This window comes from Gammaproteobacteria bacterium, assembly GCA_011375345.1.
In the GTDB taxonomy this organism is placed as follows: Bacteria; Pseudomonadota; Gammaproteobacteria; order DRLM01; family DRLM01; genus DRLM01.
Genome location: DRLM01000055.1, coordinates 1 through 13,267, shown reverse-complemented (window position 1 = coordinate 13,267; position 13,267 = coordinate 1). Strand labels below are relative to the sequence as shown.

The 13,267-nt window shown below is 65.3% G+C and carries 10 protein-coding genes; 7 read left to right on the top strand and 3 right to left on the bottom strand.

From position 1 onward, the window contains the following. On the top strand, positions 1 to 1,017 hold a 1,017-nt coding region (locus ENJ19_04160), incomplete at its 5' end, for a Ppx/GppA family phosphatase (GenBank protein ID HHM04923.1). 46 nt (positions 1,018 to 1,063) lie between these two features. Here ENJ19_04160 and ppk1 read toward each other — a convergent pair. The 3 genes from ppk1 to ENJ19_04145 form a co-directional block, all read right to left on the bottom strand. Beyond that, positions 1,064 to 3,139, bottom strand: a complete 2,076-nt coding sequence (gene ppk1 / locus ENJ19_04155) for a polyphosphate kinase 1 (protein ID HHM04922.1) — start codon at positions 3,137 to 3,139, stop codon at positions 1,064 to 1,066. 173 nt (positions 3,140 to 3,312) lie between these two features. Next, the gene (locus ENJ19_04150) at positions 3,313 to 4,074 is read right to left on the bottom strand and encodes an ABC transporter permease (GenBank protein ID HHM04921.1); all 762 of its coding nucleotides are present in this window, start codon (positions 4,072 to 4,074) and stop codon (positions 3,313 to 3,315) included. Further along, on the bottom strand, positions 4,071 to 4,997 hold the full coding sequence (locus ENJ19_04145) for an ABC transporter ATP-binding protein (GenBank protein HHM04920.1): 927 nt from the start codon (positions 4,995 to 4,997) through the stop codon (positions 4,071 to 4,073). Before ENJ19_04145 ends, ENJ19_04150 begins: the two co-directional genes overlap by 4 nt. Positions 4,998 to 5,280: 283 nt before the next feature. Between ENJ19_04145 and ENJ19_04140 the strand changes: the two genes are divergently transcribed. From ENJ19_04140 to ENJ19_04115, 6 genes are all read left to right on the top strand, one after another. Next, positions 5,281 to 6,447, top strand: coding sequence for an FAD-dependent oxidoreductase (locus ENJ19_04140; protein HHM04919.1), 1,167 nt, complete (start codon positions 5,281 to 5,283; stop codon positions 6,445 to 6,447). Beyond that, positions 6,444 to 9,047 (top strand): cation-translocating P-type ATPase, encoded by a 2,604-nt coding sequence (locus ENJ19_04135; protein ID HHM04918.1) that lies wholly within the window; start codon positions 6,444 to 6,446, stop codon positions 9,045 to 9,047. Before ENJ19_04140 ends, ENJ19_04135 begins: the two co-directional genes overlap by 4 nt. A gap of 101 nt (positions 9,048 to 9,148) precedes the next feature. Beyond that, on the top strand, positions 9,149 to 10,411 hold the full coding sequence (locus ENJ19_04130; GenBank protein ID HHM04917.1) for a class I SAM-dependent methyltransferase: 1,263 nt from the start codon (positions 9,149 to 9,151) through the stop codon (positions 10,409 to 10,411). Beyond that, the gene (locus ENJ19_04125) at positions 10,411 to 11,547 is read left to right on the top strand and encodes an NAD(P)/FAD-dependent oxidoreductase (GenBank protein ID HHM04916.1); all 1,137 of its coding nucleotides are present in this window, start codon (positions 10,411 to 10,413) and stop codon (positions 11,545 to 11,547) included. The genes ENJ19_04130 and ENJ19_04125 overlap by 1 nt, the downstream gene beginning before the upstream one ends. Positions 11,548 to 11,953: 406 nt before the next feature. Further along, the gene (locus tag ENJ19_04120) at positions 11,954 to 12,790 is read left to right on the top strand and encodes a hypothetical protein (protein ID HHM04915.1); all 837 of its coding nucleotides are present in this window, start codon (positions 11,954 to 11,956) and stop codon (positions 12,788 to 12,790) included. Next, positions 12,783 to 13,267, top strand: a 485-nt coding sequence (locus tag ENJ19_04115; GenBank protein ID HHM04914.1) for a hypothetical protein, incomplete at its 3' end; no start/stop codon positions are given. The genes ENJ19_04120 and ENJ19_04115, both read left to right, overlap by 8 nt.

Below are 13,267 nucleotides of genomic sequence, written 5' to 3'. Positions count from 1 at the left end.
GATATGGAGAGCCTCTATCTGGGCGGTGTCACCATGACCGGGCGCTGTTTCGCCGGCGGCGCCTTGACTGCGGAACGCTGGGACCGGGCCGTGCTCGCCGCCCGCCGCGAACTGGAGCCCGTGGAACGGCGTTTTCGCGGGGGTTGGGAGGTGGCCGTGGGTGCTTCCGGCACGGTGCGTGCCATTGCCGCCGTGCACGAGGCGGCGGGCTGGAGCGATGGCCGCATTACCCGCGAGGGGATGAAGCGCCTGCGCGGGGCGCTGTTGAAACAAGGCCACGCCGACAAGCTGGCCCTGCCCGGCCTGGATCCGGACCGGGCCCCGGTGCTGGCCGGCGGCGCTGCCATTCTGTGGGCGGTGTTTGAGGCGCTGGGCATCGACACCATGACTGTCGCCAACGGGGCGCTGCGCGAAGGGGTGCTCTACGATCTCATCGGCCGCCTGGAACACCACGACGCCCGCGAGCGGGGCGTGCGAGGTCTGGCGGAGCGCTTTCATGTGGACCCCGCCCAGGCCCGGCGGGTGAGTGACACCGCAGGGGCGCTGTTTCGCAGCGCTGCCGGACCCTGGGGGCTGGGGGGGCAGCACGCTGATATGCTGCGTTGGGCCGCAGCGTTGCACGAACTGGGCCTGAGCGTGGCCCACAGTCAGCACCACAAACACGCGGCCTATTTGCTGCAGCATGCCGACATGGCCGGTTTTTCGCGTCAGGAGCAGGCGGCGCTGGCGGTATTGGTGCGGGTGCACCGGCGCAAATTCGCCCGGGGGGCTTTTGACGTTTTGCCCAAAGGCGTACGGGGGGACTATGTCAAACTGGCGGTCTTGCTGCGTCTGGCGGTGTTGCTGCGGCGGGGACGCCGGGACGAGGCGGTCCCCCTTGCGCTCACCGTTGAGGAAAACGTTCTGTCGTTGCAGTTCGCGCCCGGCTGGCTGGCCGGACACCCGCTCACCCGGGCGGATCTGGAAGAGGAGGCGCGCCGGCTGGCGGCTGTGGACATCACCTTAACAGCTTGTTGAAAAAGGCCGGGAAGGCTTTTTTCAACATCCTGTAATGTCCCTTTGTTCAGAACTCCGCCAGGGTCTCCAGCAAATAGGCCTGGGCCGAAAGGCCGGCTTCGCCGTCTGCCGCAGTGATCCGGGTGTAGTGGCCGTCGGCTTGCAGCGCCCAGGCTTGGGTGTTGTCTTTGAGATACGCCTCCAGATCTTTGATGACCCGCTGTTTGAGTGCTTTGTCGGTGATGGGAAAAGCGGTCTCCACCCGCTGGAACATATTGCGTTCCATCCAGTCGGCGCTGCTGCAGAACACCTCATGCTCGCCGCCATTGCGAAAGCAAAACACCCGGGTGTGCTCCAAAAAGCGCCCGACGATGGAGCGTACCCGGATGTTCTCCGACACGCCCGCAACGCCGGGCCGCAAACGGCATATGCCGCGGATGATGAGGTCAATCTTCACCCCGGCCCGGGAGGCGCGGTAGAGGGCCTGGATCAACTGCGGTTCGGTCAGCGAGTTCATTTTCGCGATGATACGGGCCTTGCGGCCCTGACGGGCCAGGGCCGCTTCCCGTTCGATGCGTTCCAGCATGGCGGGGTGCAAGGTGAAGGGGGACTGCAATAATTTGTTGAGCTTGCTCACTTTGCCCAGGCTGGTGAGCTGCAAAAAGATTTTCCGCACGTCGTCACCCATGGCCTTGTCACAGCTGAGCAGGCCGTAGTCGGTGTAGAGGCGGCTGGTGCGGGCGTGGTAGTTGCCCGTGCCCAGGTGCACGTAATGGCGCAGGCGGCGGCCTTCTCGTCGCACCACCAGAATCATTTTGGCGTGGGTTTTGTAGCCCACCACGCCGTAGACCACGTGGGCGCCGGCGTCTTGCAGGCGGGTGGCCAGGGCGATGTTGGCCTCTTCATCGAAGCGGGCGCGCAGCTCCACCACCACCGTCACTTCCTTGCCCGCTTTGGCGGCGTTGACCAGGGCATCGACGATGGCCGAATCGGGGCCGGTGCGGTAGAGGGTCTGCTTGATGGCCAGCACCTGGGGGTCCGCCGCCGCCTGGCGCACGAAGTCCACCACCGGGGCGAAGGACTCGAAGGGATGGTGCAACAGCAGATCCTGCTTGCCCACGGCCTCAAACAGATTGGCGCCCACGCTGAGCTGGCGCGGCAGACTGGGGGTGAAGGCGGGGAATTTCAGCTCCGGCCGGTCCACCAGATCGTAAATTTCCTGGAGGCGGTTGAGATTCACCGGGCCGTTGACCTGATACAAATCATCGGCGCCCAGCTTGAAGGTGTTGAGCAAAAAGGCGGCCATCTCAGCAGAGCAGTTGTCCGCCACTTCCAGCCGCACCGCTTCGCTGTAATTGCGCGAGGGCAGTTCGCCTTCCAGGGCGCGCAGCAGATCGTCCACCTCTTCTTCATCCACGAACAGGTCGCCATTGCGCGTGACCCGGAACTGGTAGCAGCCTTGCGCCGTCATGCCGGGGAAAAGCATATCGACGAAGGCGTGGATAACGGAGGACAAGAACACGAAGTCGTAGGGGCCGTTGCCTTCGATGTCCGTTGGCAGGTGAATCAAACGGGCCAGGGCCCGGGGGGCCTGGACGATGGCGGTGCCGCTGGTGCGGCCAAAGGCGTCCTTGCCTTGCAGGGAGACGGCGAAGTTCAGGCTTTTGTTCAGGATCTTGGGAAAGGGATGGGCGGGATCCAGCCCCAGGGGGCTGAGCACGGGCAGCAATTCCTCGCGGAAATAGCGCTTCAGCCAGATGCTTTGTTGCTCGTTCCACTCGTCGCGGCGGACGAAACGCACCGACTCCCCGGCCAGGGCGGGAATCAGGATGTCGTTCAGCACCCGGTATTGGTCTGCCACCAGGGCGTGAGCGCGCAGTCCCACGGCCTTCAGCAGCTCCGGCGGCGGGATGTTGTCAGGGCCGGCCTGCACTGATCCCAGGGCGACTTTTTGTTTCAAACCGGCCACGCGGATTTCAAAAAACTCATCCAGATTGGTGCTGGAGATACACAAATAGCGCAGCCGCTCCAACAAGGGCATGTTGTCATCCATGGCCAGTTCGAGCACCCGCTGATTGAATTCCAACAGGCTCAGTTCGCGGTTGAGATAGTATTCGGGCAGCTTGAAATTGATATCATCCATCGGATCGATGAGGAATATGACGGATTTGTGACCACAGTGGCAGGTGCTGCTGGCGCCGGCTCCGCGCTGCCGTTTGTGGCGGAATCTTAGCCTGTGCGCAACTGTTCAGCTCATCCCCGCCTGGCCCGACGACGGCGTCAGAAATGTTCATTTCGCATCCTTTCGCATCCTTGTCAGACTTTGAGCCGATACCCCGTTTTGAATATCCAGGTGATGGCCGCGAGGCAAAGCAGCATGAAAACAAAAATCATCCCCACGCTCACGGCCACACTCACATCGGCGGTGCCGTAAAAGCTCCAGCGGAAACCGCTGATGAGGTAGACCACCGGGTTGAACAGGGTGATCGTCTGCCACGGCTGCGGCAGCATATTGATGGAATAAAAGGCGCCGCCCAGGAAAGTCAGCGGCGTCACCACCATCATCGGAACAATCTGCAGTTTTTGAAAATCATCCGCCCACAGGCCGATGATGAACCCGAACAGGCTGAAAGTGACCGCGGTGAGCAGCAGGAAAGTGACCATCCACAGCGGGTGGGCGATCTCATAATCTACAAACAGACGTGCGGTGGCGAGTATCAGAACGCCGATAATCAGCGATTTCGACGCCGCAGCGCCGACATAGCCGATGACGATTTCCATGGCGGAAACCGGTGCCGAGAGCACCTCGTAAATCGTGCCGGTGAACTTGGGAAAATAGATGCCGAATGAGGCATTAGAGATGCTTTCGCTGAGCAGGGACAGCATCAGCAGGCCGGGAATGATAAACGCGCCGTAGCTGATGCCGTCGATCTCGCCCATGCGCGAGCCGATGGCCGCACCGAAGACGACGAAATAAAGCGACGTCATGAGTATGGGAGAGGCGATGCTCTCCATGAGCGTGCGCCAGGTGCGGGCCATTTCGAAAAGGTATATGGCGCGGATGGCGTAGACGTTCATTGCGTTTCCTTCACCAGGCTTACGAAAATTTCTTCCAGCGAGCTTTCGCTGGAATGCAAATCCTTAAAGCCGATGCCCAATTGGTCCAACTGGCGCAGCAGCTCGCGGATACCGGTCTGATCCCGGTGTGAGTCGAAAGTGTAGACCAGCACAGTACCGTCCTGCGCCAGCTCCAGGGGACAGGTGCCCAGCGCCGCCGGGATCGCCGCCAGGGGCGCTTGCAGTGTCAGCGCGAGGCGTTTTTTCCCCAGCCGGCGCATCAGTGTGGTTTTGTCCTCCACGACGATGATGCGGCCTTTGTTGATGACGCCGATCCGGTCCGCCATCTCTTCCGCTTCCTCGATATAGTGGGTGGTGAGAATGATGGTGACACCCCTGGCGCGCAGCCGCCGCACCATCTCCCACATGTCCCGCCGCAGTTCCACATCCACGCCCGCCGTGGGCTCGTCCAGAAACAACACCTGTGGTTCATGGGCGAGGGCTTTCGCAATCAACACCCGGCGCTTCATCCCGCCGGACAGGGTCATGATGCGTTCGTTGCGCTTGTCCCACAGGGAAAGTTCGCGCAGCACCTGTTCGAGGTAGGCCGGCGCGGGCGGCTTTCCGAACAGGCCGCGGGAGAAATTCACCGTTGCCCACACGCTTTCGAAGGCGGCGGTGGCCAGTTCCTGGGGCACCAGCCCGATTTTGCCGCGGGCGGCGCGATAGTCTGCCACAATGTCGTGACCGTCCACCGAAACATGGCCTCCGCTTGCGGTGACGATGCCGCAGATAATGCCGATTAACGTGGTTTTGCCCGCGCCATTGGGTCCCAGCAAGGCGAAGATTTCACCGCGGTGGATCTCGAGACTGATGTTGTCCAGCGCCCGCGGGCCAAAAGTGTAGGTTTTGGAAACCTGGCTGACAGAAATAACCGGATCCACGGGATAGCCACAGCGTGTGAAGGAAAGGCTGGGCATTATATCCGGTGTTCGGAACTTGTGCGGCGGTGATGCCGGCCTGTCTGCCCGGCAGAAGTTCTCCCAAGGCCCAGGTCCGACCCCATTCATTTTCGCGTGGTACCATTTTGGCCGGTGGGGCTGCGGTGGGATGCCCGGTGGGGGCGGGATATGGGTTGCCGGCCACGGCGGCGATGCACTCTCCGCGGTGGGGGATTCGCCGTGCGCCGTCCGGGCCGCCTGTAGCGCAAATCAGATTGGAGTGCCCATGTCTGAGACTCAATCAAGTTCCCAACCCATTGTCATTATCGGTACCGGCCTGGCCGGCTATACCCTGGCGCGGGAGCTGCGCAAACTGGATCGCCAGACGCCATTGGTGCTGCTCAGCAAAGACGACGGTGCCAGCTATTCCAAACCCATGTTGTCCGCCGCCCTGGCGCAGGGCAAAACCCCCGCGGATCTGACCCTGGCCAAAGCGGCCAGCATGGCGGAACAGTTGGCGGCGGACATACGGCCGCATACCGTGGTCACCGGCATTGACCCTGCGGGGCACCGCGTTCGGCTGGGCGAAGGCGTGCTGGAATACCGGCAGCTTGTGCTGGCGGTGGGGGCGAGCCCCATTCGCCTGCCGCTGGCGGGCGATGCCGCCGGTGAGGTGTTTTCCGTGAACAACCTGGCGGACTACTCCCGCTTCCGCGCCATGGCTGATCCGGCCCGGCGCGTGGCCGTCATCGGTGCCGGGCTGATCGGCTGCGAGTTCGCCAATGATCTGGCGGCGGTGGGGAAAGAGGTGGTGGTCATCGCTCCCGAGGCCACCCCCCTGGGGCGGCTGCTGCCGCCCCAGGCCGGCGCCGCGTTGCAGCAGGGTCTGGCGGAGGCCGGTGTGCAGTGGCGCCTGGGTGCGACGGTGGAGGCCGTCAACCGCCGCGCCGACGGCCTCCGGCTGCGGCTCTCCGATGGGCAGACGCTGGAGACGGACGGTGTTCTGGCGGCGGTGGGCCTGTGTCCCGATACCCGTCTGGCGGAGCAGGCCGGTCTTGCGGTGGCGCGGGGCGTGGCCGTGAACCGCGAGCTGCGCAGCAGTGACCCTGATATTTTCGCCCTGGGTGACTGCGCCGAAGTGGCCGGTCTGGTGCTGCCCTTCGTCATGCCCATCATGCACGCCGCCCGCGCCCTGGCCAAAACCCTGGCCGGTCAGCCCACCCCGGTCACCTATCCCGCCATGCCGGTGGTGGTGAAAACGCCCGCCCATCCGGTGGTGGTGACCCCGCCGCCGGCCGGGGCCCCCGGCAGCTGGCAGGTGGAGCGCCGGCCGGAGGGGGTGCGGGCCCGCTATCTGGGTCCGGACGGTGCCTTGCTGGGGTTCGCCCTCACCGGCGCCCTGGTGGCGGAAAAGCAGGCGCTGACCCGAGAGCTGCCCCCGCTGCTGGCGTGAGCGTCCCATGCTCCTGGCATACGCTGTCCGCGGCGGCCGCCGCGGCTGAACTGAACGTTGACCCGGCGCGGGGCCTGAGCCAGCGTGCTGCCGCCGCCCGCCTCGCTGAACACGGCCCCAACCTGCTTCCGGCCGCCCGGCGCCGTGGCCCCGCCCGTCTGCTGGCGGCGCAGTTCAGCGATGTCATGATCCTGGTGCTCATCGCCGCCGCCGTCGTGGCCGCCCTGGTGGGCGAGCCGGTGGACGCTGCCGCCATTGCCGTGATCATTATTTTGAATGCGGTAATCGGCTTTGTTCAGGACTACCGGGCCGGGCGCGCCCTGGCCGCCCTTCAGGACCTGGCTGCTCCCCGTGCCCGGGTGCGGCGCGGCGGGCGGGTGCTGGAGGTGGATGCCCGCGCACTGGTGCCGGGGGACGTGGTGCTGCTGGAGGCGGGTGATATTGTCCCGGCCGATTTGCGCCTGGTGGAAGCCGCCGGGCTGACGGTCAACGAAGCCGCCCTCACTGGTGAGTCCATTCCCGTTGTCAAAGCCCCCGGGGCGCGGGCCGTGGCCACAGCCCCGCTGGGGGAGCGGCGCAACATGGCCTTCAAGGGCACCACCGTGACCCGCGGGCGGGCCGCGGGGCTGGTGGTGGCCACGGGGCCGCATACCGAGCTCGGCCGCATCGCCGCCCTGTTGGAGACGGCGGAGCAGGGGCGCACGCCGCTGCAGCGCCGCCTCGCCCGTTTCGGCCGCCGTCTGGCCCTGGCGGTGCTGGCCGTGTGCGCGCTGATTTTCATTGCCGGCCTGTTGCGGGGCGAAGCCCCGCTACTGATGTTTCTGACGGCAGTGAGCCTGGCCGTGGCCGCCATCCCCGAGGCCCTGCCCGCCGTGGTCACCATCACCCTGGCCCTGGGGGCGCGCCGCATGGTGGGGGAAAATGCCCTGGTGCGGCGCCTGCCCGCGGTGGAGACCCTGGGTTCGGTCACCGTCATCTGCACCGACAAAACCGGTACCCTCACCGAAAACGCCATGCGGCTGGAGAAAGTCTGTAGTGCTGCCGGCGAGCACGACGGCCTGCCTTCCGGCGACACGCTTCCGGGCCGGGCCCTGGGCACCGCCCTGGCCCTCAGCAATGACGTGCAGCGGGGCGCCGCCGGTTGGGTGGGTGATCCCACGGAAATCGCCCTGGTGGAGGCTGCCGCCGCGGCCGGTTACGACAAAGCAGCCTTGAGCGCCGTCCGCCCCCGCATCGCCGAGCGCCCCTTCGACGCCGCCCGCCAGTGCATGACCACGGTGCACGGTGGCGAGTCGCCGGTGGCCTACACCAAGGGAGCGCCCGAGGCGGTGCTGGGCCGTTGCCGGGCGGTGCTCACCGCCGCGGGGCCGGCCCCCCTGGAGACGGCCGCCTGGCTGGCCCGGGCCGAAGCCCTGGCGGCCCGGGGTTTCCGGGTGCTGGCGGTGGCCTGCCGCGAGCTGGGCTCAGCGGACGAACCGCCGGAGCAGGATCTGCTGTTGCTGGCCCTGGTGGCCCTCATGGACCCGCCCCGGGCCGAAGCCGCGGCGGCGGTGGCCGAGTGCCGCCGCGCCGGGATCACCCCGGTGATGATTACCGGGGATCACCCCGGCACCGCCCGTGCTGTCGCCCGCCGGGTGGGCATCGCCGGGGAAAAGGCCACGGTGCTGCTGGGGGAGGAACTGGCGACCCTGTCCGGGCCGGCCTTGCGGGAGCGGGTGCTGGATATCGCGGTGTACGCGCGGGTGGCGCCGGCGCAGAAGCTGCGCATCGTTGAGGCCCTGCAAGAGCGGGGACAGGTGGTGGCCATGACCGGTGACGGTGTCAACGATGCCCCCGCCCTCAAGCAGGCCGACATTGGCGTGGCCATGGGCCGGGGCGGTACCGAGGTGGCGCGGGAGGCCGCCGACCTGGTGCTGCTGGACGACAACTTCGCCACCATCGTCGCCGCGGTGAAAGAAGGGCGGCGGCTGTATGACAACATCCGCAAGTTCATCAAATACACCATGACCAGCAACGCCGGTGAGATCTGGGTGTTGTTTCTCGCCCCCTTCCTGGGTTTGCCCCTGCCCTTGCTGCCCATCCATATCCTGTGGATCAATCTGCTCACCGACGGCCTGCCCGGTCTGGCCCTGGCGGCGGAACCGGCCGAGGGGGACGTCATGGCGCGGCCGCCGCGGCCCCTGAAGGAGAGCGTCTTCGCCCATGGCATGTGGCAGCATATTCTCTGGTGCGGCCTGCTCATCGGCGGCGTCAGCCTCGCCGCCCAGGCCTGGGCCCTGGCCGGGCACGACGCTCACTGGCAGACCATGGTCTTTACCACCCTGGTGTTCGCCCAGCTGGCCCAGGTGTTCGCCGTGCGCGGCGAGCGCCAGTCCCTGTTTGCCCAGGGTGTGTTCAGCAACGGCTGGCTGCTGGGCGCGGCGGGGCTCACCGCGGCGCTGCAACTGGCGGTGATATATCTGCCCGGTGTGCAAGGCGTCTTCAAAACCGGGGCGCTGACGGTGGGTGAACTGGCCTTTTGCCTGGCGCTCCCGCTTTTGGTGTTGGTGGCGGTGGAAGTGGAAAAAGCACTGCTGCGACGGGGCTGGCTGTATCGCTGAGCCGGGGCGCGCCCGCAGCGGCAGGGGAGCCGGCCTAAATTGAAACCTTCGCATTAATCCATTAAATTGCCGAGGGAATTTTGCGCAGCCTGGGTGGTGTCATGAAATCCGGCAAAGTGTCTTCGTTTTCGCAAGCTGTGCAACCGTCCGCCGGCGCTGCGACAGCGCTGGAAAAGCGGCTCGCCGTGGCGGTGCTGCGTATCCTGGGCGATCCCCGGATCAGCGTGACCTTGTGGGACGGCACCGTGATCCCTCCCGGGACGGGCAGCGCACGGGTGGGGTTCACCGTGCGCGACCGCAAGTGGTTCTGGCGTTTGCTGTGGCGCCCCGAGTTGAGCTTCGGCGACGGCTACAGCGCCGGCCGCATTGACCTGGACGGGGATCTGACGGAGCTGGTGGAACGGGTGCGCGAGGTCCGCCCCCCCTATCTTTCCCGCAGCCCCCTCGCCCGGCTGCTGCTCGGCGGCCTGACCCGCCGGCGTAAGACCGCCACCGTGCGCCGCGCCCGGGACAACATTCATCACCACTACGACATCGGCAACGACTTCTACCGCCTGTGGCTGGACCCGGAAATGGTCTACACCTGCGCCTATTATCCCGCGCCCGCCTTGAGCCTGGCCCAGGCCCAGCTGGCCAAGATGGAACATGTATGCCGCAAGCTGCGCTTGCGCCCCGGCCAGCAGGTGGTGGAGGCCGGCTGCGGCTGGGGGGCCCTGGCGCGCTACATGGCGCGCCACTACGGCGTGAAGGTGAAGGCTTACAACGTCTCGCAGCAGCAGCTTCGCTATGCCCGCGAACGGGCGCGGAGGGAGGGGCTGGCGGACCGGATTGAATACCTGGAAGACGACTACCGCAACATCACAGGCGACTACGACGCTTTTGTTTCCATCGGCATGCTGGAACACGTGGGGCGGGGCAATTTCCGCGCCTTGAGCCGGGTGATCGACCGGGTGTTGAAGCCGGAGGGCATGGGCCTGCTGCACAGCATCGGCCAGAACGAACCCGAGCCCATGACACCGTGGATCGCCGCGCGCATCTTTCCCGGTGCCTACACGCCCACCCTGCAGGAAATGGTGGGATTGCTGGAGCCCCATGATTTCGCCGTGCTGGATGTGGAAAACCTGCGCCGCCACTACGCCCGGACCTGTGCCCACTGGCTGGCCAATTTTGAAGCGTGCGCCGAGCAGGTGCGCGCCATGTTCGACGAGCCCTTTGTGCGGGCCTGGCGTTTGTATCTGGCCTCCTCCGCGGCCTCGTTCAATGTCGGCAGCCTGCAACTCTACCAGGTGGTATTCACCCGCCGGACCAACAACGCCCTGCCGTGGTCGCGCGCAGACCTGTACCGCGAAGCGGTGGCGCAATAATGGAATGCTGCGATGCCCTGATCGTCGGCGGCGGACCCGCCGGTTCCACCTGCGCCCGGCAGCTCTGCCAGGCGGGCCTGGACGTGGTGGTGATGGACAAACATCGTTTTCCCCGCGACAAGGTATGCGCCGGCTGGATCACGCCGGGCCTGGTGGACGAGCTGGATTTGAACGTGGCGGACTACCAGCGCGGGCGTGTGTGGCAGCCCATCAAAAATTTTCGCACCGGCCTGATCGACGGTCCCGCTGTCTTCACCGCCTACGATCAGGTGGTGAGCTACGGCATCCTGCGCCGCCAGTTCGATGACTACCTGCTCCGGCGCGCGGGTGCCCGTCTGCGTCTGGGAGAGGCGGTGAAAACACTGCAGCGCCAGGGCAACGACTGGATTGTCAACGGCGTGGTGCGCACGCCGTTGCTCATAGGCGCCGGCGGGCACTTCTGCCCCGTCGCCCGCCGGCTCGGCGCCGGGCCGGGTCGGGACGAGCCAATCATTGCCGCCCAGGAGGTGGAGTTTCCCCTCAGCCCGGCACAAGCGGCGCGCTGCGGCGCCGCCGGCGACACCCCGGAGCTTTATTTCTGCCATGACCTCAAAGGCTACGGCTGGTGTTTCCGCAAGGGGGACTACCTCAACATCGGCCTGGGGCGCGAAGACTCCCACCAGTTGCCGCGGCATGTGGCTGCCTTTCTCGGCTTCCTGGTGCAGCGGGGCACCGTGCCCGATGACGCCTCGCAGCATTTCAAAGGCCATGCCTACCTGCTCTACACCCAAAGGCGGCCCCGTCCCCTGGTTGCCGACGGCGCCCTGCTCATCGGCGACGCCGCCGGTCTGGCCCATCCTCAAAGCGGCGAAGGCATCCGTCCCGCCGTCCAATCCGCCCTCATTGCTGCCGCCGCTGTCGCCGCGGCCCGGGGGGACTACCGCCGCGCCCGCCTGGCCGCCTACCCGCGGGATATGAGCGCTTTGTTCGGCCCCCGCCGCGGCAAGGTGGCGTTCACCGCCCACCTGCCGCCAGGGCTTTCGAAGTGGCTGGCCGCCCGGCTGCTGGCATCACCCTGGTTCAGCCGCAGGGTGTTGCTGGACCGGTGGTTCTTGCACCGTCAACAGGCGCCGGTAAAAGTGACAGGCGGGCCCTGACGGGGCAGCGCGCAGGCGGGCATCGCCTCCGCCGGGAAATTTAGCCGGCGCTTCGCTTCGCCCTCTCCCCTGCGGGAAGAGGGTGGGGGTGAGGGGCGGGCAAAGAATGGCAGGGCAGGCCCCGAATCTGGCTGTTCTCATCGGGCTGAAACGTGTGACCGGACCGCCTTTCAGCCGCGCCCCGGCGCCACCGGCTCCAGCCAGTGGCGTATTCACAATCTGAACAAAGCGCTTGGCAGCCGCCGCCGGGGCCGGCACCGGCGGAGTACCGGTGTTCGGCCCTCGCCCTGTCCCCGGCGGGTCCGCTGGTGTTATCTATCTGTTATCTCCTCTGAGTTATGCTGTCGCCATCCGCGGCCCGCCCGCGGGCGGGAGGCAGGGACTCAAGACAAGGGGAGGGCGTCCAGTGGCCGGGAACGGCATTGCCACGGAACGATACGCATACTACGAAGCCGAGCGCAGCGCGCTGCGGCAGGAGCTGCACAATCTCAAAGGGTGCCAGATCACCTTTCTCACCACCACCATCACCGCCACGGGCCTGCTGCTGGGCCTCAGCGCCACTTTTCTCAAACACGGCGCAGACGATGCGGCCCGTCTCCAGGGGCTTGCCCTCTTTCTGCCCCTGGCGGTGATCATTCCCTTCTGGTGGATCTTTTTTGACAAGGCCAAGACCATCACCCGGGTGGTGGGTTACTACCGGGTGCTGGAAGGCCTTATGCTGGGGCGCTACGAGGCAAAGAGATACCACGGCTGGGAAAACGCCCTGGAGAAAATGCGGCGTTTTCGGGAAAAAAAACAAGGCGCCAAGGCTTACAAAGTTGAGCCCGAATATCAAATCCCCTGGTCACGCATCATCTTCCTGACCACCAGCAACCGCTACTGGCCCATCTGCTATTACATCTTTTTGATACTCAGCCTCATCAGCTTTTTCCTTGGTGTCACCACGGTACAGGACTTGGATTGCGGCCGGGCAGTGCTCGAAATCGCCCTTGCCGTCATCATCATGATCTCAGCCGCCGTCAACCTGCAGGCCGTATGGAACCTCATCAATGGAGCAAATTCCTACCGTGCCAACGAAAAAGCCTGGAAGAAAATATTGAAAGTGAGACGCCGCAGAACGAGAGTGCCTGATGAGGCAAACGGAATGGCGCCCGAGAGTTACATGAGGGGAAAAATTCAGTCGCTGAAAGCCCGCCAGCCACGCCCGAACCGCCCACTGGGAAAGGATTTCCATCATGAATAAGCAAGAACACAAACTGGAGAGTGACATCATGGAAACGCAACACCACCCGTCACTGCGATTTCTTGTCCTCGGGCTGATTGCCCTGTTGTGCTCTCTGTCTACCGCCCAGGCCGCCACCGTCTACACGGAAGACTTCGAGGCCGGCGCCGCCGGCTGGAGCATGGACAACGGTGTGTGGGAGATCGGTACTCCCAGTGCCGGTCCCGCCGCCTGTGCCGGCGGCTCGGCGCAGTGTGCGGGGACGGTGTTGGATGGCAAATACCCACCCGAGGCCGACAGTCGTTTGATCAGCAGCGGTCTTGTTCTTCCTCTGGTTACGGGAACTGCTGAAATCCATCTTCGGTTTTGGCAGTGGTTCTCTTATGCGATTGCGGATTCTGGCGTGGCGGAAGGCGGCTACGTGCAGATTTCGGTGTGGGACGAGGCGAGCGGTGCATGGACGCCGTGGACCAGTGTGAGTGACCTTATCGACCGGGT

What these genes read in the sequence shown, in the direction of transcription:
- ENJ19_04150 (HHM04921.1), bottom strand. Translation starts at nt 4,074, where the DNA reads ATGAACGTCTACGCCATCCGCGCCATATACCTTTTCGAAATGGCCCGC.
- ppk1 (HHM04922.1), bottom strand. Translation starts at nt 3,139, where the DNA reads ATGGATGATATCAATTTCAAGCTGCCCGAATACTATCTCAACCGCGAA.
- ENJ19_04130 (HHM04917.1), top strand. Translation starts at nt 9,149, where the DNA reads ATGAAATCCGGCAAAGTGTCTTCGTTTTCGCAAGCTGTGCAACCGTCC.
- ENJ19_04140 (HHM04919.1), top strand. Translation starts at nt 5,281, where the DNA reads ATGTCTGAGACTCAATCAAGTTCCCAACCCATTGTCATTATCGGTACC.
- ENJ19_04125 (HHM04916.1), top strand. Translation starts at nt 10,411, where the DNA reads ATGGAATGCTGCGATGCCCTGATCGTCGGCGGCGGACCCGCCGGTTCC.